The 21,625-nt window shown below is 67.3% G+C and carries 22 protein-coding genes, 2 tRNA genes and 2 pseudogenes; 12 read left to right on the top strand and 14 right to left on the bottom strand.

The window, feature by feature from the left end; genetic code table 11:
• Positions 1–52 precede the first annotated feature (52 nt).
• Positions 53–409 (top strand): annotated as a pseudogene (locus tag JSE7799_RS00465) (ATP-binding protein); the annotation flags it as partial.
• 990 nt (positions 410–1,399) lie between these two features.
• On the opposite strand, the gene JSE7799_RS00470 reads toward JSE7799_RS00465, so the two are convergent.
• The 4 genes from JSE7799_RS00470 to JSE7799_RS00485 form a co-directional block, all read right to left on the bottom strand.
• Positions 1,400–1,475, bottom strand: a tRNA-Thr gene (locus JSE7799_RS00470).
• Positions 1,476–1,564: 89 nt separating this feature from the next.
• Positions 1,565–3,190, bottom strand: a complete 1,626-nt coding sequence (locus JSE7799_RS00475) for a heme biosynthesis protein HemY (protein ID WP_083480113.1) — start codon at positions 3,188–3,190, stop codon at positions 1,565–1,567.
• An 8-nt stretch (positions 3,191–3,198) separates the two neighbouring features.
• A complete protein-coding gene (locus JSE7799_RS00480; protein ID WP_144431495.1) occupies positions 3,199–4,662 on the bottom strand; it encodes a COG4223 family protein in 1,464 nt (487 codons plus the stop codon).
• A gap of 127 nt (positions 4,663–4,789) precedes the next feature.
• Positions 4,790–5,518 (bottom strand): uroporphyrinogen-III synthase, encoded by a 729-nt coding sequence (locus tag JSE7799_RS00485; protein WP_055661850.1) that lies wholly within the window; start codon positions 5,516–5,518, stop codon positions 4,790–4,792.
• 76 nt (positions 5,519–5,594) lie between these two features.
• On the opposite strand from JSE7799_RS00485, the gene tsaD reads away from it, so the two are divergent.
• The 6 genes from tsaD (at position 5,595) to pyrF (ending at position 9,335) form a co-directional block, all read left to right on the top strand.
• Positions 5,595–6,674 (top strand): tRNA (adenosine(37)-N6)-threonylcarbamoyltransferase complex transferase subunit TsaD, encoded by a 1,080-nt coding sequence (gene tsaD, locus JSE7799_RS00490; protein WP_055661851.1) that lies wholly within the window; start codon positions 5,595–5,597, stop codon positions 6,672–6,674.
• Positions 6,671–7,621 (top strand): NAD(P)H-dependent glycerol-3-phosphate dehydrogenase, encoded by a 951-nt coding sequence (locus JSE7799_RS00495; RefSeq protein WP_055661852.1) that lies wholly within the window; start codon positions 6,671–6,673, stop codon positions 7,619–7,621. Before tsaD ends, JSE7799_RS00495 begins: the two co-directional genes overlap by 4 nt.
• Before the next feature lie 7 nt (positions 7,622–7,628).
• Positions 7,629–7,904: a YciI family protein gene (locus JSE7799_RS00500; RefSeq protein WP_055661853.1), complete on the top strand. Its 276-nt coding sequence runs from the start codon at positions 7,629–7,631 to the stop codon at positions 7,902–7,904.
• Positions 7,901–8,326 (top strand): EVE domain-containing protein, encoded by a 426-nt coding sequence (locus JSE7799_RS00505; protein WP_055661854.1) that lies wholly within the window; start codon positions 7,901–7,903, stop codon positions 8,324–8,326. The genes JSE7799_RS00500 and JSE7799_RS00505 overlap by 4 nt, the downstream gene beginning before the upstream one ends.
• 45 nt (positions 8,327–8,371) lie before the next feature.
• Positions 8,372–8,557, top strand: coding sequence for a hypothetical protein (locus tag JSE7799_RS00510; RefSeq protein WP_055661855.1), 186 nt, complete (start codon positions 8,372–8,374; stop codon positions 8,555–8,557).
• 73 nt (positions 8,558–8,630) lie between these two features.
• Positions 8,631–9,335 carry an orotidine-5'-phosphate decarboxylase gene (pyrF, locus tag JSE7799_RS00515; RefSeq protein ID WP_055661868.1) on the top strand — a complete coding sequence of 235 codons (705 nt, stop codon included), beginning with the start codon at positions 8,631–8,633 and terminating at the stop codon, positions 9,333–9,335.
• Between the two features lie 4 nt (positions 9,336–9,339).
• Here the strand turns inward: pyrF and JSE7799_RS00520 are convergent, their stop codons facing one another.
• The 4 genes from JSE7799_RS00520 to JSE7799_RS00535 form a co-directional block, all read right to left on the bottom strand.
• The gene (locus JSE7799_RS00520; protein WP_055661856.1) at positions 9,340–9,546 is read right to left on the bottom strand and encodes a hypothetical protein; all 207 of its coding nucleotides are present in this window, start codon (positions 9,544–9,546) and stop codon (positions 9,340–9,342) included.
• A 174-nt stretch (positions 9,547–9,720) separates the two neighbouring features.
• Complete coding sequence (locus JSE7799_RS00525) at positions 9,721–10,074, bottom strand: hypothetical protein (RefSeq protein ID WP_055661857.1); 354 nt, start codon at positions 10,072–10,074, stop codon at positions 9,721–9,723.
• Positions 10,075–10,425: 351 nt separating this feature from the next.
• A complete protein-coding gene (locus JSE7799_RS00530; protein ID WP_055661858.1) occupies positions 10,426–10,716 on the bottom strand; it encodes a hypothetical protein in 291 nt (96 codons plus the stop codon).
• Entirely contained in the window at positions 10,713–10,949 is a 237-nt protein-coding gene (locus tag JSE7799_RS00535; RefSeq protein WP_055661859.1) for a hypothetical protein, read from the bottom strand. Before JSE7799_RS00535 ends, JSE7799_RS00530 begins: the two co-directional genes overlap by 4 nt.
• A gap of 95 nt (positions 10,950–11,044) precedes the next feature.
• Between JSE7799_RS00535 and JSE7799_RS00540 the strand changes: the two genes are divergently transcribed.
• Positions 11,045–12,298, top strand: coding sequence for a DNA polymerase IV (locus tag JSE7799_RS00540; protein WP_055661860.1), 1,254 nt, complete (start codon positions 11,045–11,047; stop codon positions 12,296–12,298).
• A 21-nt stretch (positions 12,299–12,319) separates the two neighbouring features.
• On the opposite strand, the gene JSE7799_RS00545 is transcribed toward JSE7799_RS00540, so the two are convergent.
• On the bottom strand, positions 12,320–13,177 hold the full coding sequence (locus JSE7799_RS00545; RefSeq protein WP_055661869.1) for an N-formylglutamate amidohydrolase: 858 nt from the start codon (positions 13,175–13,177) through the stop codon (positions 12,320–12,322).
• Positions 13,178–13,323: 146 nt separating this feature from the next.
• On the opposite strand from JSE7799_RS00545, the gene JSE7799_RS00550 reads away from it, so the two are divergent.
• Together JSE7799_RS00550 and ykgO are read left to right on the top strand one after the other, a co-directional pair.
• Positions 13,324–13,398, top strand: a tRNA-Val gene (locus JSE7799_RS00550).
• A 66-nt stretch (positions 13,399–13,464) separates the two neighbouring features.
• Positions 13,465–13,590: a type B 50S ribosomal protein L36 gene (gene ykgO / locus JSE7799_RS00555; RefSeq protein ID WP_010141322.1), complete on the top strand. Its 126-nt coding sequence runs from the start codon at positions 13,465–13,467 to the stop codon at positions 13,588–13,590.
• 205 nt (positions 13,591–13,795) lie between these two features.
• Here the strand turns inward: ykgO and JSE7799_RS00560 are convergent, their stop codons facing one another.
• Both JSE7799_RS00560 and JSE7799_RS00565 read right to left on the bottom strand, forming a co-directional pair.
• Positions 13,796–14,455, bottom strand: coding sequence for a peroxiredoxin (locus JSE7799_RS00560; protein ID WP_055661861.1), 660 nt, complete (start codon positions 14,453–14,455; stop codon positions 13,796–13,798).
• A 145-nt stretch (positions 14,456–14,600) separates the two neighbouring features.
• Positions 14,601–15,269 carry an RluA family pseudouridine synthase gene (locus JSE7799_RS00565; protein WP_055661862.1) on the bottom strand — a complete coding sequence of 223 codons (669 nt, stop codon included), beginning with the start codon at positions 15,267–15,269 and terminating at the stop codon, positions 14,601–14,603.
• 295 nt (positions 15,270–15,564) lie between these two features.
• Between JSE7799_RS00565 and JSE7799_RS00570 the strand changes: the two genes are divergently transcribed.
• A complete protein-coding gene (locus JSE7799_RS00570; RefSeq protein ID WP_055661863.1) occupies positions 15,565–16,038 on the top strand; it encodes a CreA family protein in 474 nt (157 codons plus the stop codon).
• A 151-nt stretch (positions 16,039–16,189) separates the two neighbouring features.
• Positions 16,190–18,976, top strand: coding sequence for a formate dehydrogenase subunit alpha (gene fdhF, locus JSE7799_RS00575; protein ID WP_055661864.1), 2,787 nt, complete (start codon positions 16,190–16,192; stop codon positions 18,974–18,976).
• A gap of 4 nt (positions 18,977–18,980) precedes the next feature.
• Here the strand turns inward: fdhF and JSE7799_RS00580 are convergent, their stop codons facing one another.
• From JSE7799_RS00580 to JSE7799_RS00595, 3 genes and pseudogenes are all read right to left on the bottom strand, one after another.
• Positions 18,981–19,478, bottom strand: coding sequence for a hypothetical protein (locus JSE7799_RS00580; RefSeq protein WP_144431496.1), 498 nt, complete (start codon positions 19,476–19,478; stop codon positions 18,981–18,983).
• Positions 19,479–19,697: 219 nt separating this feature from the next.
• A pseudogene (locus JSE7799_RS00590) lies at positions 19,698–20,893 on the bottom strand (IS256 family transposase).
• A gap of 442 nt (positions 20,894–21,335) precedes the next feature.
• A partial coding sequence (locus JSE7799_RS00595) for a transposase (protein ID WP_186201796.1) occupies positions 21,336–21,625 on the bottom strand: 290 nt, incomplete at its 5' end.

The following is a 21,625-nucleotide window of genomic DNA, read 5'->3' on the forward strand; positions in this document are numbered from 1 at the left end:
CGAGGCGGAATGCTACAACTTCTTCAAGGCCGCTGGATATGAAACCGATTAGACGCAACACGCTCTAGTCAACGAGCTGATGGAGGCGCGCGACGAGCGCCGTCTGCTCCGCCTGCAAAAGCAGCAGGCCGCCGTCAAGCTGCTCATCATCGACGAACTGGGCTTCGTGCCGCTGAGCAAGACCGGCGCAGAGCTCTTGTTCGAGCTGATCTCGCAGCGCTATGAGCGCGGCTCCACGATGATCACCAGCAACCTGCCGTTCGACGAATGGACCGAAACCTTCGGCACCGAACGCCTGACCGGCGCACTGCTCGACAGGCTGACACACCACGTCAACATCCTCGAGATGAACGGCGACAGCTATCGGCTCGGCCAAAGCCGCGCCCGAAAGGCCCAAGCCAGAACCTGATCACCCGCCACAGGATTGGCCCTGCGGGCCAATGCGCCATGGCACGCGCCAGCTATGCGGCAAGCGCGCGCGCCATGGCGCTTGGCGCCCTGTCGCTGGCCTGGTTTTGCGCCGCCGCGTGGCCGGTTTTTACTCCGCCGTTGACACCCCGCACAATCAGTAGGACATATCTACATCTAGCCATAGGCAGGGCAGGCATTGAGGGCGCGGGGAGGGGACCATGCAAAGGCTGGTGAATTCGCAAACGCCGGACCGTCATCGCCGCACCGCGCACACGTCCACAATTCAAACGTCGCGGCACAGGTTCAACGTGCCAACCCCCTTCAGGCGCCTAGTCACCAGCCGCCCGACTTTTTCAAAGGATATCTAATCCGGCGCCCTGAACTGCGACGCCTGCCCATGGAAGGCCATCGAGGCGGCGCGTCAACGTCGGTCCGAAAGTCTGACGCGCTAGAAGCCCAGCGCCCGCATTGCCGACTACCAGTGACAAGTCGTTGAGGAGGTGCATACATCCAGAGCCATGCAATCTGTCCCTTTCCCTGATGGTCGAGGATATGTGGTCGCCGTGCACTGTCCGTGCGGCCATCTTGGCACAGTGCAACTTGACAGGGTGGCTCACTTAAAGACCTTCGATCGACTAGCGCGCTTGCGATGCAAGGCATGCGGGAGGCACGGTCAAAGTGACATACGGGTGCACCCACCAAGCTTGTCTATTAGCGGCGGACTCAACAAGGATACAGGAGCGCGGAGTTCGCTTGAGGCATGTCGCGCCGAACGTTCGGCACGGCCTAAAGATGGGCAATCCTGCACACTTTAGCTTTGACTTACCGCCCAATACTGTCCGAAGGGCGCTCGCGTCGGATATCTGCGGTCACTAACGTTCCGCCCGTCTTCTGCCGTCAATCCACACCTGCCCGGGGGACAAAATGGCGGATAGGAAACATGCTATCCTAGGAACCTATTGATAGCATTGAGGCTACTAGATTTTACTGGTGCCGCTGAAGGGACTCGAACCCCCGACCCCATCATTACGAATGACGTGCTCTACCAGCTGAGCTACAGCGGCACCGTGCGCGGGTCTCTAGCAGGGGTTCGGCGCTGTTTCCAGCCCTGAAATGCCCCTGCCGGTACCCATTTTTCGCTCTTGACCCAAAGTTACATCCGCGACGTTCCCGAGGTGGTCGGTGTCTCGTCTTGCGGCGCGGGCGGCGACTCGCCTGCCGGCATTGTGACGGTATGACCGACATCATCGGTCGTGCCGACGACAGTGGGGTCGAGCCGCCCGTCTTGCGTGCGGGTCGGCGCGGGGGCCGCTTCCGGGGCAATCGGCGTGACGATCTCGGCCTCCTCGCGCGGGGCGTTCAGTGCGCTTTGTTCGCCTGTCGACGCCGCGGCTCCGGCCGTTCCGCCAACGAGAAGCGGCAGCATGTCCGAACCGAGCGCGCCCGCAGCCTCCGTCCGACCTGCAGGCTCCGTCCAGGCCAAGCTGTCGAACGCCTCGCACCGCGTGCAGACCGGCAGCCAGTCGGAATGGACGGTCCCACAATTGGTGCAGACCCATTGCGGCCCGCGCGATGCCGACAAAGCCTTGGTCAGCCAGCCGCGCACCACCGCCTCGTTCGCGCCCTCACCCCGCTCAATCGCCGCCATCAGGGTCAGCGCGCGGCTCGTGGGATGCGTCTCGTAGGTCCGGCCAAGCGCCCGGCGCGCGCCGGGGAAATCCTCCGCCGCGAGATGCAGTTCGGCATCGAGCATCCGCGTCTCCGGTGCGTCGGCGGCCACCTTGAGGAAGGGCTGGAACCGCTTGATCCGGGCCTCGGGCGTCTCGCCGGGTTCGATGCCCGCGAAGGCCGCGGCCAGATCCGGATGCGGCGTCTTGGCCTGCGCGGTCCGAAGCACCTTGGCCGCGCGCCGTTTGTCGCCGCCTTCGATATGCATCCGCGCCGCAAGCACTGCGGCAGGGACCAGTTCCGGCGAAAGGCGGTTGGCCTCGAACGCCTCGGCGCGCGCCTTATCCATCTCACCCTTCGACAGCTTGTCACGCGCATCGGCCAGCGTAAGAACCGCCTCGCGACGCTTGTAGACATCCTTGGGCAGAGATCCGGATTTCAGCTTGGCTGTCAGGACACGACGCGCACCGTCCCAGTTCTCGTCGGACGCCTGAAGCCGCAGCAAGGTGTCCTGCGTCTCGACATGGCGCGGCTTTAGCGCGAAGGCTTTTTCCGCAAGTTTCAGGGCCGTGTCGGTATCGCCGGCTTCGAGCTTCTGGCGCATCAATCCGCGTACACCCACGAAACGTGTCCGGTCATGGCGCACCAGTTCCTTCCACGCCTCCCGCGCACGGTCGGTATCACCCGCCGCCTCCGAGGCCTGCGCAACCACGAGGGTCGTCACCTCGGGACGCTTGAGATACTTCTCCGCCCGCTGCGCCTTGACGGCGGCCTCGCGCGCCTCGCCCGAGGCCAGTGCGATCAGGCTGTCGGACAAGGCGTCGTAGCCCTTCCGCTCCCGGTTGCGATCGAAATAGGCCCCCAGCGCGGTGTCGTCGCCGTTGATGAAGCGCAGCGTGGCGATCAACAGGCCCGCCAATTTGAACACGACCCAAAGCGCCAGCATCAGCGCGAGGACCCCGAGGATCACCATGATCGGCGGCAGAACGTATTCCGCGCCATTGAACGTGATCAGCACCTCGCCCGAGACGGCCAATAGCCAGAGCACGCCGTAGGCCAGCGCGATGACGACCGCGACGAAGACGAGGATCTTGAAAAGCGACCAGAGCATTTAAATCCTCATTCGTCCTGCAGGTAGGTGTCGGCGGCGGAAACCGCCGCGGCGCGCGCTTCGGCACGGGCTTGCCATGCTTCCAGCACTTCGGCGGCGGCCTCGGGCAGCGTCTCGATCTCGGCCAGCGCCTCCTCGAGGTCGCCCGTGCGGATCGCCGCCTCGGCGCGGCTGAGCACGGCGTCAGGGTCACTTCCGGCACGCGGCTCCAGCGAGCGGGGGTTCAGCGCGTTGCGGAACAGCGATGCAACGCCCTCGCTGCCCGCCGCCTCCGCACGTGCCTCGCGTAGCGCCGTCCGCGCCAGAGCGGGGAAGTCATCGGCCAGATCGTTCAATGTCGGCACGCCTGTCTCTGCAAATCGTTCCAGAGCGGCGGGCGGATCGCCCAGAACCGCAAGCGGCTCGACGTAGGTGGCGCCGGATTCAAGGGCCTGTGCCACCTGATTGCGCGCCGCCTCGCGTGCGCGACTGACGGCCTCGGTCTCGACGCTCTCGGCACGGGCGCTGGCTTCGGCCAAGGCGGCCTCGGTTGCTTCAATGCGGGCAGCCAGATCGTCGCGCAAGGCGGCGATGTCGGACTCGTTCGCGGCCACATCCTCGGAAATGGCGGCCACGTCACCGGACACCATATCGACGTCGTCGGAGATGGTGGAGAGACGGCTGCGAATCTCGTCGACGGCCTCCGTCAGGTCCGCGATCTCGCCGCGCAGATCTTCCGCCAGCGGCTGGGCCCCGGGGGCGGCATCGGACGGAACGGCGGTCGATGCACCCGCAGCCGGGCTGCCGCGTTCCGAAGGCTCGGCCGCCGGCGCGGATTCGAGTGCCGCCACCCGCATGGCCAGCGCGGCCAGATCGGAGGCGAACGCGTCCTGTGTCGCCTCGATTTCGGACAAATCGACCGGCGCCGCGACCTCGGCAGGCTCGAACGTAGCGACCTCCTCCTCAAGCGCGGCGATGCGAGCCGGATCGACACCCGGCGCCGGAACGCCCGCCGTAAACAGCGCGATGACATAGCCGATTCCGCCCGCCATCAACCCGCCGAGCACCAGCGGCACGAAACCTCCACTTCGCCGGCGTTCCCCGGCAGCGGGCGAAGATTTCGGCGACGGCTGCGTCACAAGCGGATGTCCCGTGGCATCGGACTCGTCCGACGCTTCGCGATCCGATTCCGGGCGCGGATCCGGACCGACCTCGGATCCGGCGACCGCCTCGCCCTCGGGGTTGACGTAGATCTCGTCGGCCGCATCGGCCTCGCGCCGCACGGCCGCGTCGGCATCGGCGTCCGATGCCGCAGCCGTCTCCTCATCGGTCCGGCCGGGTTCTTCGGAGACAACCGTGGCGTCCTCGACCGGAGCGGACTCCGTCTCCTGCGCCTCCTCCTTGACGCCACCATCGTCGGTCGCGTCCTTTTCGTCGGGCACGTTATTCCCGACCTGCGAGGAATCGTCCGTGACGGCGTCCGTCTCGGTCATGTCCTTCGAGGCAGCCTCCGTCGTCCGCTGATCGGACGGCTTCGTTTGGGGTTTCTTCGTGCTGCGCGCCAAATCGGGATCTCCGGCAAGGTGGGTTCGCGCATTGTCGCGCCGTCACCATCAACACCTAGAGCGTGTTTCCGGGGCTCTCAACCTCCCGCTTCTTTAAATGCGCCCGGATCGCGCGGAGCATCGCCCCGCCGTCCGGAGCCCCGGCGGTGACGACGGGTGCGATTCCGGCCGAATCCCGAAGCGCATCGGCTACCGCCGCGCTCAAGCAGATCGCCCGCAGGTTGCCTGCCTCCCGTGGCGACAGGGCATCGCCAAGCAGCCGCGCCGTCCGCGGCGAATAGAGCGGGGCCACGACCGGCCCGGCCGAAAGTGCCGCGCGTGCCGCCTCCGCGAGCGGCACCGGTTCCTGCCGGTAGATCACCGCCTCCGCGACGAAAAGCCCGCGCACCCGCAACCGCGCCGCGAGATCGCCGCGCTGCACCGCACCGCGCAGATGCACCAGCGGTGGCGCGTCCTGCGGCACGATCTCCGCCAGCGCGGCCGCATCCGGCGCCACGCCGCAAAGGTCGAACCCCGCCGCCGCCGCCCTCCGCGCCGTGCGCGGGCCGACCACCCAGGCCGGCCGGCCGCCCGCGCCGCCAAGGAACACATAGCTGTCGACCCCGTTGCCCGAAGTCAAAAGCACGCCGCCCGGTATCTCCGGCAACGGGCCTTGGGGAACGATCCGCAGAAGCGGCGCGACGATCGCCTCCACCCCCTCACCACGCAGCATCTCCGCCAGCCGCTTGGAATCGGCAGCCGGACGGGTCAGCAGGACGGGCGGGACGGGCGGGACGGGGTGCATTGCCGGGCGGGCCTCCGAGGACTAGACGAAGGGTAAAGGTGGACGCCCCTGGACGGGGCCGCAAGCGGGTTGGCGGATGGCTGAGACGACGATCCTCGGGCTGGAAAGCTCCTGCGACGACACCGCCGCGGCCATCGTGCGCCGCGCGGCGGATGGTACCGGTGCGATCGTCTCGAACATCGTGCTGCGGCAGGACGATCTGCACGCGTCCTTCGGCGGCATCGTCCCCGAGATCGCCGCACGCGCGCATGCGGAAAAGATCGACCTTGCCGTCGAGGCAGCCCTAGAGAGGGCCGGGCTGGGCCTGCGCGATTGCGACGCCATCGCCGTGACCGCCGGGCCCGGCCTGATCGGCGGCGTCCTCGCCGGGGTGATGTGCGCCAAGGGCCTGTCGGCGGCGGCGGGCCTGCCGCTGATCGGAGTGAACCACCTCGCCGGCCATGCGCTGACGCCCCGGCTGACCGACGGGCTGGCCTTTCCTTACCTGATGCTCCTCGTCTCGGGCGGTCATTGCCAGTTCTTGCGCGTGGAGGCCGCGGACCGCTTCGTCCGGCTGGGCGGCACGATCGACGATGCGCCGGGCGAGGCCTTCGACAAGGTCGCCCGTCTCCTCGCCCTGCCGCAACCAGGCGGGCCGTCCGTCGAGGCGGAGGCGGCGGCGGGGACGGAGACGATCCGCCTGCCGCGCCCCCTGCTCGACCGGCCCGGATGCGACATGTCGTTCTCGGGGCTCAAGACCGCCGTCCTGCGCGCCCGCGACGCGGCGGTGGCGACGCATGGCGGTTTGCCCCGCGGCGTGCGCCGCGACCTTTGCGCATCGTTTCAGGCGGCGGTTCGCGACGTGCTGACGGAGAAGTCGCGCCGGGCGCTGGCCCTGTCCGGTGATGTCACCGCCTTCGCGGTGGCGGGCGGCGTGGCGGCCAATGGTACGCTGCGCGCCGCGCTGGAGGCCGTGGCGAAGGAGGCGGGCTGCCCCTTCGTGGCCCCGCCGCCGGACCTGTGCACCGACAATGCCGCGATGATTGCGTGGGCCGGAGCGGAACGGCTGGCTGCGGGTCAGGTCGACGACCTGACGCTCGCCGCCCGGCCGCGCTGGCCGCTCGATGCCGGGGCCATGCCGATGCTGGGGTCCGGCAAGCGGGGGGCCAAAGCATGATCGGCATCGTCGGAGCGGGGGCGTTCGGCACGGCGCTGGCCGTGACGCTTGCGCGGGCGGGGCACGAGGTGCGGCTCTGGGGCCGCGACGCGGCGGCGATGACGGCGGCGCGGACGGTCCGGGCCGTGCCGCGCCTGCCCGACGTGCCCCTGTCCGACGGCATCATGCCGACCGGGGACGCGGCGGACCTGTCGGATTGCGGCACGATCCTCCTGTCCGTCCCGATGCAGAGCCTCGCCACCACCCTGCCCGCCCTTGGCCTGCGCCCCGCCCATGCGGTCGCCGCCTGCAAGGGCGTGGACCTGACCACGCTGGAGGGCCCAACGCGCGTCATCGCCCGGTTCTGGCCCGACGCGACGCCGGCGATCCTGTCCGGCCCCAGCTTCGCCGCCGATATTGCGCGCGGCCTTCCGACGGCGCTGTCGCTGGGATGCGCCGACGCGTCCGTGGGCGGCAGGCTGCAAGCCGCCCTGTCGACCCCGACCCTGCGCCTCTACCGCACGACGGACGTTGCGGGGGTGGAGCTGGGTGGCGCACTCAAGAACGTCGTCGCCATCGCCTGTGGCGCGGCGATTGGCGCAGGACTGGGGGAGAGCGCGCGTGCGGCGCTGATGACCCGTGGCATGGCCGAGATCATGCGCCTTGCCACCGCGCTCGGCGCCCGGCGCGAGACGTTGATGGGCCTGTCGGGTCTGGGCGATCTTGCGCTGACCTGTGCCTCGCCCGCGTCGCGCAATTTCGCGCTGGGCCATGCGCTGGGCCGGGGCGAAACGCCGCCCGACGCGACGACAGAAGGCACCGCGACCGCCGAGGCCGCCCTGCGCCTTGGTGCAACACACGGCGTCGAGTTGCCGGTCACGGCGGCCACCGTGGGGCTTGTGGCCGGGCGGCTTGGGGTGGAGGATGCCGTACGCGCGCTTCTGGAGCGCGACCTGACCACCGAATGAGGCTTCGATGTTCCACGCCCTGATCTGCACCGACAAGCCCGGCCACCTCGACACCCGCATGGCCAACCGCGAGGCGCATCTGGCGCATCTGGAGGCCGATCCGCACGTGGTGCAGGCCGGCCCCCTGCTCGACGCGACCGGAGAGATGAGCGGCTCGCTCATCATCTTCGCCACGCCCGACCGCGCCCACGTCGAGGCCTTCGCCGCCGCCGATCCCTACGCCCAGGCCGGCCTGTTCGAGGACGTGCGCATCACCGCCTGGAAGCGGGTCGTCGAGCGTTGAGATACTGGCTCTTCAAATCCGAGCCCTCCGTCTGGTCGTGGGACGATCAGGTCGCGCGCGGCGATGCGGGTGAGGAATGGGACGGGGTGCGCAACTATCAGGCGCGCAACGTGATGCGGGAGATGGCCTTGGGCGACCGGGGGTTCTTCTACCATTCGCAATCCGAGAAGGCCGTCGTCGGCATCGTCGAAATCTGCGCCGGGGCACATCCCGACAGCACCACCGACGATGACCGGTGGGACTGCGTCGACATCAGGGCGCGCGCGCCGATGACCCGGCCCGTGACGCTCGATGCGATCAAGGCAGAGCGGGAGCTTGCGGACATGGCCCTGGTCCGGCAGGCGCGGCTTTCGGTGCAGCCGGTGACGGAAGTCGAATGGCGGACCATCTGCGCGATGGGGGACACCGATCCGGAGGCTTGAAACCAAATCGCCCATGCTGACGTTGCGTCAGCAGGAGGATCACCCATGACGTGCCCACGTCTCATTCGCATCGTGGACCTTCGCATCGACCCGGTTGCCGGACGCCTCGATGCGGTGGCCATACGCCGCGACGCCCGCGGCCGGTTGCTGCGGCAGCCGCTCAGCATCGCCGCCGACCCGCGCTGGAGCCACGATCAGGCCGTTCGCGCCGCCGAGCGCCACATCGCCTGACCAGGGGCCGTCCGGCTGGACAGCGCGGCGCCCCTGCCCTAGCCCCCGGATCGACCCGATGCCGGAGGCCTTCATGTCCAGTGACCGCATATCCGACGACCGCCTGATCGTCGCTCTCGACCTTCCCGACGCGCTGTCCGGGCTGCAGATGGCGGAACGGCTTGGCGACGCGGTCTCCTTCTACAAGATCGGCCTCGGCATGCTGACCGGTGGCGGTCTCGCGCTCGCCAACGAACTCAAGGAGGAGCATGGCAAGCGCATCTTTCTCGACATGAAGCTGTTCGACATCGGTGCGACGGTCGAGGCCGCCGTTCGCGGACTGGCGCGCTTCGATCTCGACTTCCTGACGGTGCATGGCGATCCCCACGTAGTGCACGCGGCCGCGCAAACCAAGGGCGACATGAAGATCCTCGCGGTGACGATCCTCACCTCACTCGACCGGTCCGATCTGGATGCGGGGCTTATCGTTGCGGGGGATCTTGCGGATCTGGTCACGACCCGCGCCGCCCGCGCCTTCGAGGCGGGGGCCGATGGCGTCATCGCATCCCCCCGGGAGGCAGCGGCAATACGCGCTTTGCCGGAGGCGGCGGGAAAACTGATCGTGACGCCGGGCGTCCGCCCGACAGGGGCGGAACGCGGGGATCAGAAGCGGGTCGAGACGCCCGCATCGGCCATCGTCGCCGGGGCCGACCATATTGTTGTCGGCCGCCCGATTCACGGCGCTGCCGATCCAAAATCGGCAGCCCACGCGATTTTGGACGAATTGCCGTCCGCCTGAGCGATCAGTCGACGGGCTCCAGCCCCTCTTCCGAAGGCACCCGGATGATCAACTCATCCTCCACGGCCGGGCCTTCGTTGGTCAACGCGAGAAGGTTCGGGAACAGGAAGACAGCCAACGCGCCGACAACAATGATCGCGACCACAAGGCCGATGTAATAGCTGCGCTTCGATTTATCGGGAACGGGGGCGTTATCGGGTTCGTGCGGCATGTCTCTCTCCTGCGGTGACCATGTCATGCGGTGTCGTAGCGAGTGAACCGTCGGCACGAGCCGATGTTCCGGCGACGAACCATCGCACCCGCGAACACGCAAAGGCCGCGCCGGCGAACTTCGAAAGTTCTGACGGCGCGGCCAAGCGTAACCGGTATTCCGGATCGGGCAATCTTACTCGGTCGGAACGACGGGCACGAGGTCGACATCGGCATCCGTGCCTTCGACCGCCGGCGCCGTATCCGCCGGCTCAACAATGACCGGCTCCTCATTCATGACGGCCGCGTCATCGTCTCCGTCGAACGCACCGAAGAGCCAGGCCAGAATGATAAGCCCCAGAATCACCGCGAGCGCGATCCAGAGCCACTTGGTCCCGCCGCTCTTCTTGTCGTCGGTGCGGTGCGCATTGGGATCGCGGTCATTCGACGTCTTGCGCGCGGTCGCGGAGTTGTGGGGATCGGACGGGTCGACCTTGTTGCGGCTGACATTGTTCGTACGCGGCGAATTGGATTGGTCATTGTTGGCCATGGCGGTACACTCCTTGCAGAAAACTATCTGCGTCCTAAACGCGCATGGCGGGTGGTTTGGTTCCGGCGACGGGCGGAACGGGCGCGGATTGGCCGAATTCCGCCTCAAGCAGGCTTTCCCCGCGTTCTGATCCGTCTGCCTCCCGGCGCCCCTCCCCCGGCACGGACCTCAGGATGACGGATTTTACTCCGCCTCCGGAGCATGAAATTGCCGGACAGGGTGCCGCGTATCAGCCAGCCGCCAACGCGGCCATCCAAGCGCCGCCCGTTTCGGGCGGCGAAACGATCGAATGCGCGCCGAATCCAGACGTCGTGACCGTTCATCACGCGACGAGGGCCCGCCGCAGGCCGCTCAATCGGCCGGAACGATTACGCCGCCGGGTGCGACGTCTCCTTGGGGCGGATTGTCGAGGTCCGGCGCATCATCCGCCCAAAACAGGGCCGCGATGACGATGATCGCGATGAGCGTGATCAGAAATATCAGCCCCCACTTGGCTTTTCCACGCTTGGGCGCGACGTCGCCGGATCGCATCGCCTGGTCGCCCGGCACGGGCCGAACCGGCGTGGCGGGCGTCTTTTCGGTGCCTGCCTTCACGCCGTCATCGATGCCGACCGGATCTTCCTTGCGTCCCGTGTCGCTCATCCGCCGTCTCCGACCATCCATCCGGCCGAAGCGAGCCAGAAGATCAGCAGGATGGCCACGACCAGCGCGGCGGCGATCCAGAGCCACTTGCGGCTTTTGCGGTCGGTCGGCGTCTCGACGCCCGCGCGGGCCGATCCGCTCGTGGCACTCACGTCGCCGACGGGGCGGTTGCCGGGCCGCGCGTCGGGCGACGGCGTGGTGGCGGTGTGGGTCTCTCTGTCGGGGGTCGCCATGAAACGCCTCCTCTCGCGTTGAACCGGGTCCGATAGACAACCCGAGGCGCGCGCGCCCGGTTCCCCCCGGCGCCGGGCGCGCGTATATCGGTGCCGTGCCCGCCCTGTGCCGCCAATGCCTGACCGCCTTCGAGGACGGGGCGCGCTGCCCCGCCTGCCGGTCGCCCTGCGTCACGCGTCATCCCGAATTGTTCGACCTGTCGATCGCGCACATGGATTGCGACGCCTTCTACGCCTCCGTCGAGAAACGCGACCGCCCGGACCTCGCCGACAAACCCGTCATTATCGGCGGCGGGCGGCGGGGGGTCGTGTCGACCTGCTGCTATGTGGCGCGCATTCGCGGCGTCCGCTCCGCCATGCCGATGTTCCAGGCGCTCCGGCTCTGCCCCGATGCGGTGGTCATCAAGGGGCGCATGGATCTCTACGTCGAGGTGTCCCGGCAGGTACGCGCGCTGATGGAGGAACTGACCCCGGCGGTCGAGCCGCTGTCGCTCGACGAGGCCTTCCTCGACCTGACGGGCACCGCGCGCCTGCATGGGGCCCCGCCCGCCGCGATGCTGGCCCGCCTGACCCGCAGGATGCAGGAGGAGATCGGGATCACCGGCTCGATCGGGCTCAGTCACAACAAGTTTCTCGCCAAGATCGCCTCGGATCTCGACAAGCCGCGCGGATTTTCGGTGATCGGGCGCGCCGAGACCGCGGCGTTTCTAGCGGATAAGCCCGTGGGCATCATCTGGGGCGTTGGTCTCGTCGGGCAGGAAAGCCTGAAGCGCGCCGGGATCAACAACATCGCCGATCTGCGTCGCTGGGACCGGACCGACCTGCATCGCCGCTTCGGGTCGATGGGCGAGCGCCTGTGGCACCTCGCGCGCGGCGAGGATCACCGCCGCGTCAATGCCAGCCGCATCGTCAAGTCCATCTCCAAGGAAACCACGTTCCACGAGGATACGGCCGATGGCGACGTTCTCGACGGACATCTCTGGCGCCTGTCCGAACAGGTCGCCGACCGCGCCAAGGCTAAGGAGACCGCCGGCCGCGTGGTGACGCTGAAGCTCAAGCGCTCCGATTTCACCACCGTCACCCGCCGCCACGCCCTGCCCGAGCCGACGCAGATGGCCGATCGCATCTACCGCGCCGCTCGCATGCTGTTCGATGCGCTCGATCGGCAGGGGTCGGCGCGACTGATCGGAGTGGGCATCTCCGACCTCGGCCCGGCGGCGCAGGCGGATCGGGGCGGCGACCTCCTGGACCCGAGCGCCGGGAGGCGGGCGCAGGCGGAGCGCGCGACCGACGCAATCCGCGCACGGTTCGGACCGGACGCCATTCGCAAGGGGCGGTCGCTGCGCTAGCGCGTCTTCGCGGCGACGCGCCTATTCGGCCGCCAGCGCCTCCGCCCCGCCGACCGCGTCGCAAAACCGCGCCACCGCCTCGGTCAGCAGATCGCGGACCTCGTCGAATCGGGCATTGCGCTCGATCCGCGCCTCGTCGAGATAGAGCGCGCGGTCGATCTCGATCTGGATCGCGTGGCGGCCCCGGGCGGGCTTGCCGTAGAACTGCGTCACGTAAGCCCCCGCGAACGGCGCGTTGCGGACCACCCGCAAGCCCAGATCCCCCAGGATCGCCTCCAGCACGTCAACCATCTCGCCCGAGGCCGACGCCCCAAACCGGTCACCCAGCACCACCTCCGGCGTCTGCCCGGCGGGCCCCGCCCCCTCGATCGCCTCGTGCGGCATGGAGTGGAAGTCCAGAAGCAGCGCTCGCCCGAAACAGGCATGCGCCTCGTCCATCAGTCCGCGCAGCGTCTCGTGGTAAGGCTGCCAGACCCGGTCGATTCGCGCCTGCGCCTCGCCGCGGCTGATCTTGCCGTCATAAATCGCACGGCCCTGTGCGACGACACGCGGGATCACGCCGAGCCCCGACGATATCCGCGGATTCGTCGCCCCCCGCGGCACGTCTTGGATGACCGCGGGGTCCAGCTCCTCGGCGGCGCGGTTGAGGTCGAGCAGCGCACGCGGCACCCGCGCCACCAGAAGCGGTGCGCCAAGCGACGGGATATCGGTCAGAAGCCGGTCCATATAGGCGTCTTCCGACGACCGGAGGCGGGCTGCGTCCAGCGAAGGCGCGGTTGCGAACTCCCAGTCGTAGTCGCGTCCGGAATGCGGGCTCGCCACGACGACCGGCGTGGTCGTCACGTGAGGCCGGAAAAGCTCATGGGTGGGTTTTGACATCAGGCGCCGTGTCTCCTCGCGGGGGAAGAATAGAACGGTCACAAAACCGCGGAAAGGGCTCTTGCACGGTCAGATGAAACGGACTATCCCCCGCCGCACCAATGCATCGGGGTGCACCGGGTTCCTCCCGGTCACGTCGGGGCAAAGGGCGATTAGCTCAGCGGTAGAGCACTTCGTTGACATCGAAGGGGTCACTGGTTCGATCCCAGTATCGCCCACCATCACCGTCCCGCAGGGACACGTATTTCACAGGCGTCACCGCGCGCCGCGATGACAGGAGAGCGTCCATGAAGGTTCGCAACTCGCTCCGCTCGCTCAAGCAGCGCCACCGCGATTGCCGCGTCGTGCGCCGCAAGGGCCGGGTCTACGTGATCAACAAGACCCAGCGTCGGTTCAAAGCCCGCCAAGGCTGAAACCGCGCGCCAGCGTGATCCTGAAGGGCCGTGCCGAAAGGTGCGGTCCTTCTGCCGTTCTGGGATCCGATTCGGGCGAATATGCTACGTCGCTTCCGCGCGATCACCACGTCGCGGTGTCAGCCGAAACGGCTCGCGTCGGACAGTCGACAATACGATCGTGCCTCCCGCCCGACCGCTGCCGGTCAGGCGGGAGACGCCGTCCTCAGGCCGCGGACGGATCCTTCGTCGTGCGCAGATAGGGGAAATGCGTGGTGAATTCTCCGAACTTTGCCTTGGCATCCTCGTCCGTCACCGTCGCCGGGATCACGACGTCGCGGCCCCGCTCCCAGTTGGCGGGCATCGCGATGCCATGCTCGGCTGCGGCCTGAAGCGCATCGACGGCGCGCAGGATCTCGGCGAAGTTGCGACCGACATTCATCGGATAGGTCATGGAGAGCTTGAGCTTCTTGTCCGGCCCGATCACGTAGACCGCCCGCACGCTCGCTGTGTCGTTCGCCGTACGACCCTCGGGCAGGTAGGCCTCGGCCGGCAGCATGTCATATGCTTTCGACACTTCGAGGTCGCCATCCGCGATGATCGGGAAGCCAGCCTCGGCACCGCAGAAGCCTTCGATGTCGGTCTTCCACTTCCGGTGGCTTTCGGCGTCGTCGACCGAAATGCCGATGACCTTGACGCCGCGCTTCTTCCACTCGGCGTCGAGCTGAGCCACGGCGCCGAACTCGGTCGTGCAGACGGGGGTGAAATCCTTGGGGTGGCTGAACAGAATCGCCCAGCTGTCGCCGATCCAGTCGTGGAAACGGATCTGGCCTTCGGTGCTGTCGGCTTCGAAATCCGGGACCGTCTGGTTGATGCGCAAGCTCATGGCTGTGTCCTTTCGGTTAAGGTTCACATCCTAGGTAGTGCGCACCGGCCTCGGGGTGAACCACCGCCGCGATCTTCGTGAGATCAATGCCGCGGATCGGCGGTCGCAAGAACTGCGCTCCGCCGACGGCAGTACGGGAGCGGGATCAGAACGGAACGGGGGCCGCCAGCCGCATCACCTTGCCGGTGATCGGATGCTCGAACTTTAGGCCCTCGGCATGGAGCATCATGCGGGACCATTCCTCCGGCCGCTCGGAATAGAACGGATCGCCCAGGATCGGGTGGCCAAGCTCCCGCATGTGGACGCGGAGCTGGTGGCTCCGCCCCGTGCGCGGCATCAACTGCATCCGCGTGGTTCCGTCCTCATGCGCCAGCCGGCGCCACTCGGTCACGGATGGCTTGCCGCGCTCGTGGTTCACATGTTGCAGCGGTCGGTTCGGCCAGTCCACGATCAGCGGCAGGTCAATCACGCCCTCCGGCTCCGCCACCTCTCCGGCGACGCGCGCGACGTAACGCTTGCGGATGCGCTTGACCTCGAACATCCGGCCCAGCTTGCGCTGCGCCGCCTTGGTCAGGGCAAAGATCATGATCCCCGACGTGTCGCGGTCCAGCCTGTGGCACAGCAGCACTTCGGGCCAGCCCTCCTCCAGCCGCGACAGAAGACAGTCCGCCAGATGCGGCCCCCGTCCCGGCACCGAGAGCAGCCCCTGCGGCTTGTCCACCACAAGCAGGTCCGCATCCTCGTGGATTACGGGGATTGGACCCGTTGGCGGGTCGTAGGGTGTTGAAGGTCCGGCCGAGACGTCGTCATGCATATGCGCCGCCTACCGCGTCACGCCGTCCCGTGCCAGCCGGTCGGAGGCGTTCATGCACGGCGTCGTTCCATCGCGCGCCCCAATCCGCCCCGCGCGCGGCCGGGCCGGTCCCGCGCGCGGCCGGGCCGGTTCCGCCCTCTGCCCCGGCCTGACGCCTCGACGTGCTGAAAGGTCCGCGCCGCGACCGGCATCCCTCGACGATCGCACAGGGCGTTCCATCCGGGCCGGACGGCGCGACGGCCGCAACACCGCGCAGGAGGTGGAACCCGCACGACCCGGCCCGTGTTCTGGGCGCATGACCCGCACATTCCTCGCCCTCGCCGCCACCCTCTCCGCCCTCGCCGTCACCACCGCCCGTGCCGAACAGGTGGGTGAGGTCGGCGTCGACTGGGTCGGCAACGATATCGTCATCGACGCCATCCCCGATCCGAAGGTCGAGGGCGTCACCTGCCACATCGCCTATTTCGAGAGGTCGCTGATCGACCGGCTGAGCCAGGGCAACTGGTTCGAGGATCCGTCCAACGCCTCCATAGCCTGCCGCCAGACCGGCCCGATCCGCCTGGGCGATATCGACACCTCCGACAGCGGCGAGCAGGTGTTCCGCGAGAGCCGGTCGATCGTGCTCAAGTCGCTGCGGATCAAGCGCATCTTCGACGAGACGAACCAGACCCTGATCTATCTCGCCCATGCGCAGGAACTGACCGAGGGATCGGCCAAGATGGCGATCTCGACCGTGCCGCTCTACGGGGCGGCGATGGCCGGCGACTGATCGCGCAAACGCACCCTGCCCGACCGCAACGGGCGGCGCGCCGCCGCCGATCGGAAACCCGCGACGTCGCATCGTGCCGCTGCCACGTCGCGGGCGGGTTTCGCGAAACCGGTCCGGCGTCGTAGAACGACGGGCAAAGGGAGGCGCGCCCATGTCCAAGACGTCCGATACGATCCGCTTCACACTCGACGGCAAACCCGCCGAGGCCCAGCCGGGCGAGACGATCTGGGACGTCGCGCATGGGCGCGGCCTGACCATCCCGCATCTGTGCCACCGTCCCGAACCCGGCTACCGCCCCGACGGCAATTGCCGCGCCTGCATGGTGGAAATCGAGGGGGAGCGGGTGCTGGCCGCCTCCTGCATCCGCACGCCGTCCGAGGGCATGGTGGTCACCACCGACAGTGCGCGCGCCACGGGCGCTCGCAACATGGTCATCGAGATGCTGATGGCGGATCAGCCCGACGCCGCCGCCGCGCATGACCGCTCCTCCCACCTCCGGCAGACGGCCGAGGCCGCGGGCGTGCGCGAAAGCCGCCTGCCCACGCTCGATGCCGACCGCATCCCGATCCTCGACGACAGCCATGTCGCCATGCGCGTGAACCTCGATGCCTGCATTTCCTGCGGCCTCTGCGTGCGCGCCTGCCGCGAGGTGCAGGTCAACGACGTGATCGGCATGGCCGGGCGCGGGCACGATGCCTATCCGGTCTTCGATTTCGACGACCCGATGGGCGAGAGCACCTGCGTCGCCTGCGGCGAATGCGTACAGGCCTGCCCGACCGGCGCATTGATGGAAGCGTCAATGCTGGACGACGCGCAGGTCGGCGATTCCGCCGCCTGGGACCGGGAGACGAAGAGCATCTGCCCGTTCTGCGGCGTCGGCTGTCAGGTGTCGCTCAAGTCGCGGGGCGACCGGATCGTCAAGGTCGATGGCATCGATGGGCCTGCCAACGAGGGGCGGCTTTGCGTCAAGGGGCGGTTCGGCTTCGACTACATCCACCACCCGCACCGCCTGACCATGCCGCTGATCCGGCGCGACGACGCGCCGCCGAAGGGGCTGAACGTGGATCCGGGCGACTGGTCATCGGTGTTCCGCGAGGCCAGCTGGGACGAGGCGCTGGAGGCGGCCGCGAACGGCCTGCGGGGGCGCGGACGCGCGGTGGCGGGGTTCGGCTCGGCCAAATGCTCCAACGAGGAAGCCTACCTGTTCCAGAAGTTCATCCGGCAGGGCTTCGGCCACAACAACGTGGACCATTGCACCCGGCTTTGCCACGCCTCGTCGGTCGCGGCCCTTCTGGAAAATGTCGGCTCGGGCGCGGTGACGGCCACGTTCAACGAAATCGAGAATGCCGACGTCGCAATCGTCATCGGCGCCAACCCGGTCGAGAACCATCCCGTCGCGGCGACCTACTTCAAGCAATTCACCAAGCGCGGCGGCAAGCTCATCGTTCTCGACCCGCGCGGTCAGGCGCTGCGGCGGCACGCCAGCCACATGCTGCAATTCCGGCCGGGTGCGGACGTGGCGCTCCTCAACGCGATCATGCACGTCATCGCCGAAGAGGATCTGGTCGACCGGCAATACGTCGCCGCGATGACCGAAAACTGGGAGGCGCAGCGCGAGCATCTGCGCGGCTTCGCCCCCGAAAAGGTTGCGGACCTGACGGGGATCGATGCGGAGACGGTGCGCGACGTGGCCCGCACCTTTGCCGGCGCGCGTTCCGCGATGATCTTCTGGGGCATGGGGATCAGCCAGCACGTCCACGGCACCGACAATTCCCGCTGCCTGATCTCTTTGGCCCTGATGTGCGGGCAGATCGGGCGTCCCGGTGCCGGGCTCCACCCGCTGCGCGGGCAGAACAACGTCCAGGGGGCGAGCGATGCGGGACTGATCCCGATGTTCCTGCCGGATTACGCTTCGGTCCTGTCGGAGGACGTGCGGGCGCGCTACGCCGACCTCTGGGCGGGGGATGGCGGCCACGCCGGAGAGATCCTCGCCGAAAAGGGCCTGACGGTGACGGAGATCCTCGACGGGGTTCACGCGGGCGATATCGGCGCGATGTACATTCTAGGCGAGAATCCGGCCATGTCGGACCCCGACGTGGACCATGCGCGCGCCGCGCTGGCTTCGCTCGACCACCTCGTGGTGCAGGACATTTTCCTGACCGAGACGGCGAATTATGCCGACGTGATCCTGCCCGCCGCCGCGTTCGCGGAAAAGACCGGCACCGTGACCAACACCAACCGGCAGGTCCAGATGGGCCGCCCCGCCGTGCCCCCGCCCGGTGAGGCGCGCGAGGATTGGTGGATCACGACGGAACTCGCCCGGCGCTGCGGGCTCGACTGGCGCTACACCCATCCGCGCGACGTGTTCGGCGAGATGAAGCAGGTGATGAACAGCCTCAGCAACATCACATGGACGCGGCTGGAGCATGAAAATGCGGTGACCTATCCGTCGCTATCCGAGACCGATCCCGGCCAGCCTATCGTCTTCGCCGACGGCTTCCCCCGCCCCGAGGGCCGCGCCCGGTTCACCCCGGCCGAGGTCGTGCCGGCGGACGAGGTTCCGGATGCGGATTACCCGATGATCCTGACGACCGGGCGGCAGCTGGAACATTGGCATACCGGGTCAATGACGCGCCGCTCGGCGGTTCTGGACCGGATCGAGCCGGAGGCGAATTGCTCGCTGCACCCCGCGACGCTGCGGCGGCTGGGTGTGGCGGCGGGCGGTCATGTGCGGCTGACGACGCGGCGCGGAACGGTGACGCTGATGGCGCGGGCCGACCGGGCGGTGGCGCTCGACATGGTGTTCCTGCCGTTCGCCTACGTGGAGGCGGCGGCGAACCTGCTGACAAATCCCGCGCTGGACCCTTACGGCAAGATCCCGGAATTCAAATTCTCCGCCGTGCACGTGGAGGCGGCGGAGGCGGTCGCGGCAGAGTGATGCCTCAGAACGTGACCGCGACCGAGAAGTTGACCACGCCGTCCACGTCCTCACCATAGGGCAGCACGTTCAGCCGGTATTCCATTCGCCCGGTGCGGTAGGCGCCGGTCAGGATACCGATGGGAACGAACCCGCCTATATTCGGCAGCAGCTCGTCCTGTGCTTCGTAGATGTCGACGAGATCGCCGTAATAGGCCGTCCCAAAACTCGCGCCCATTCTGAACGTGCCGGGGCCGATTTCCGCCACGCCGGTCGACAGGCCGATCACCGCGATGGGAGAAATCTCCTCGTAGGAGTTATAGAAGACGCCGCCTTCGGCATGCCATTCCGTCGCCCCTTGCCCGATTGTGCGGCGCATGCCGTAGGTCAGGCCGGGATTGACGTTGTTGTATGCGTCGCTGCCGACATGAAGCGAACCAACGAAGACGCCGATATAGCGCGTATCCGCCTGTGCCATCGGGGCGGCACAGGCGAGGACGGCGATCGTGCACGGGCGGAACATCTAACCCGGATAATTCACGAGAAGGCGGCGGAGGTTGCGTAACCGTCTGAAACTATGTATTTTTTTGTTATCGACGCCAAAGATTCAGATTTCAGCAGGACGACCTCCGCCATGACCCAGTCTACGTGCTCCACGCCCCGCCTGTCACCCCTGGTAGTGTCCCGGGAAGTGGTGTAGGAACTGGCATTCACCTGCTTCTTCATAGCTGGTGTCGCTCGTTCACTGGGCGGCGATCATCGCGCCCACGTCCGGATCGTTGCACACGGCAGTCAGCTTTTCTACCGGCATGTAGCGGCGGGAGACGGCCCACTCGTCATTTTGCTCCAGCATCAGTGCTCCGACGAGGCGGATGACGGCCTCACGGTTCGGGAAGATCCCGACCACGTTGGTGCGCCGCTTGATCTCCTTGTTCAGGCGCTCCAGCGGGTTGGTGCTGTGCAGCTTCGCGCGCAGGCGTTCATCGGAGGTCATGTAGGCGAAGACATCTTGCTCAGCCTCATCCATCAGCTTGGCCACGTCGCGGAACCGCTCCCGCAGGTTGTCGGCAACCTCGCGTCAGCGGGCATGGGCTTGGTCACGGTCCTTCTCGGCGAAGACGGTCTTCACCACGGCGCTGACCACTGGCTTGTGGGTCTTGCTCACGCGGGCCAGCAGGTTGCGCTGGAAATGCACGCGGCAACGCTGCCATCCGGCGCCCAAGACCTTGCGGGCAGCGGCCTTCAGGCCCTCATGGGCATCGCTGATCACCAGTTGCACGCCGCGCAGCCCGCGGCGCGTAAGAGACCGCAGAAAGTCTGCCCAGAAGGTCTCAGCCTCCGATGGCATCACGGTGATCCCCAGGATTTCCCGGCGTCCGTCCGTGTTGACCGCGACGGCCACTATCACCGCCATCGAGACGATCCGCCCGCCCTCGCGCAGCTTCCCATAGGTCGCGTCGAGCCACAGGAACGGCCAATCGCCTTCGAGGGGCCGGTTCAGAAATGCATGCACCCGCTCGTCGATCTCCTCGCAGAGCCGCGAGACCTGGCTCTTTGACGTGCCCGTCAGACCCATGGCGCGCACCAGATCGTCAACGGCGCGGGTAGAGACGCCGTGAATGTAGGCCTCCTGTATGACCGCCATCAAGGCTTTCTCGGCCGTTCTGCGCGGCTCCAGGAAGGTGGGGAAATAGCTACCCTTGCGCAGCTTCGGGATGTTCAGTCCGATCGTGCCCGCGCGGGTATCCCATTGCCGCGGCCGGTAGCCGTTGCGCTGGTTCTCCCGGTCCGCGCTGCGCTCGCCATACGCGGCAACGCATACGGCGGCCACTCGATGTCCATCAGCCGCTGCGCGGCATCCTGGATCAGATCGCGCAGGAAATCCGCGTCATCGCTCTTGGCGATCACCCCTGGAAGGTCGATCATGGTCTCGGTCATCGTGCTCTCCTTCGTTGTCGTCGGTCGTCGAACAACCTCAGACTACGAAGAAGCGCGGTGGCCGCCAGACCGGCCGTGCGCTGCGCTGCACCAGATGGCTCCGCGCGCGGCCTCCTACACCACGGGGTGGGACACTACCCTTCTGCGACATCCCTGCGCTGCGCAGGATGATGTCTTGTCATGGGCATGCAGGGCAGGGAACTAACGTTCGCTGCATCCAGCGCAAACGTCCGTGATGCGCAGAGTGAGCCAAGCAACGATAAGGCTCAAACCTTTAACCCGCATAATTCATGAAGCTGCGGACTTGTGCTCCGTGGGATGGTTTCCCCGGTCTCGGTTTTCTTGCGCGCACCCGGTGTTTGCGTCCGGTTGGCAGGCCGGCCGGTGACTTGGGTCTTGGGCGATACGGGTTGATGTTTCGGGGTTTGTCGGGGCGCATGCGTCAGGCTGTTTTCGGTGGGGCGAGGGCGTCGAAGAGAAGGAGGAGAAGTCCCTTTCGGGGACACGATGCCGGCAGGGTCACGATGATCCGGGTCTTCTTTTCGACGATGGTGGCGGCCAGCTTGACGAGATGCAGCCGCAGCGTGTCGAACTGGGCGCGGCGCCACGGTGAGCGCTTCGGGCAAGCCGCGCGNAGCTTCCACCAGACCCAGTAGGCGCAGCCGTGCAGCATCAGACGCATCTGATTGGCGTTGGCTTTCGAGCACGACGTCCGGTCTGCTGCGAGGTGGG

It is taken from the genome of Jannaschia seosinensis (assembly GCF_001408515.1).
Classification (GTDB): Bacteria; Pseudomonadota; Alphaproteobacteria; order Rhodobacterales; family Rhodobacteraceae; genus Jannaschia; species Jannaschia seosinensis.

Bases quoted from the DNA above. Each gene is read 5' to 3' on its own strand.
- JSE7799_RS00475 (WP_083480113.1), bottom strand. From the start codon at position 3,190: ATGCTCTGGTCGCTTTTCAAGATCCTCGTCTTCGTCGCGGTCGTCATC.
- JSE7799_RS00480 (WP_144431495.1), bottom strand. From the start codon at position 4,662: ATGACCGAGACGGACGCCGTCACGGACGATTCCTCGCAGGTCGGGAAT.
- JSE7799_RS00485 (WP_055661850.1), bottom strand. From the start codon at position 5,518: ATGCACCCCGTCCCGCCCGTCCCGCCCGTCCTGCTGACCCGTCCGGCT.
- tsaD (WP_055661851.1), top strand. From the start codon at position 5,595: ATGGCTGAGACGACGATCCTCGGGCTGGAAAGCTCCTGCGACGACACC.
- JSE7799_RS00495 (WP_055661852.1), top strand. From the start codon at position 6,671: ATGATCGGCATCGTCGGAGCGGGGGCGTTCGGCACGGCGCTGGCCGTG.
- JSE7799_RS00500 (WP_055661853.1), top strand. From the start codon at position 7,629: ATGTTCCACGCCCTGATCTGCACCGACAAGCCCGGCCACCTCGACACC.
- JSE7799_RS00510 (WP_055661855.1), top strand. From the start codon at position 8,372: ATGACGTGCCCACGTCTCATTCGCATCGTGGACCTTCGCATCGACCCG.
- pyrF (WP_055661868.1), top strand. From the start codon at position 8,631: ATGTCCAGTGACCGCATATCCGACGACCGCCTGATCGTCGCTCTCGAC.
- JSE7799_RS00520 (WP_055661856.1), bottom strand. From the start codon at position 9,546: ATGCCGCACGAACCCGATAACGCCCCCGTTCCCGATAAATCGAAGCGC.
- JSE7799_RS00525 (WP_055661857.1), bottom strand. From the start codon at position 10,074: ATGGCCAACAATGACCAATCCAATTCGCCGCGTACGAACAATGTCAGC.
- JSE7799_RS00530 (WP_055661858.1), bottom strand. From the start codon at position 10,716: ATGAGCGACACGGGACGCAAGGAAGATCCGGTCGGCATCGATGACGGC.
- JSE7799_RS00535 (WP_055661859.1), bottom strand. From the start codon at position 10,949: ATGGCGACCCCCGACAGAGAGACCCACACCGCCACCACGCCGTCGCCC.
- JSE7799_RS00545 (WP_055661869.1), bottom strand. From the start codon at position 13,177: ATGTCAAAACCCACCCATGAGCTTTTCCGGCCTCACGTGACGACCACG.
- ykgO (WP_010141322.1), top strand. From the start codon at position 13,465: ATGAAGGTTCGCAACTCGCTCCGCTCGCTCAAGCAGCGCCACCGCGAT.
- JSE7799_RS00560 (WP_055661861.1), bottom strand. From the start codon at position 14,455: ATGAGCTTGCGCATCAACCAGACGGTCCCGGATTTCGAAGCCGACAGC.
- JSE7799_RS00565 (WP_055661862.1), bottom strand. From the start codon at position 15,269: ATGCATGACGACGTCTCGGCCGGACCTTCAACACCCTACGACCCGCCA.
- JSE7799_RS00570 (WP_055661863.1), top strand. From the start codon at position 15,565: ATGACCCGCACATTCCTCGCCCTCGCCGCCACCCTCTCCGCCCTCGCC.
- fdhF (WP_055661864.1), top strand. From the start codon at position 16,190: ATGTCCAAGACGTCCGATACGATCCGCTTCACACTCGACGGCAAACCC.
- JSE7799_RS00580 (WP_144431496.1), bottom strand. From the start codon at position 19,478: ATGTTCCGCCCGTGCACGATCGCCGTCCTCGCCTGTGCCGCCCCGATG.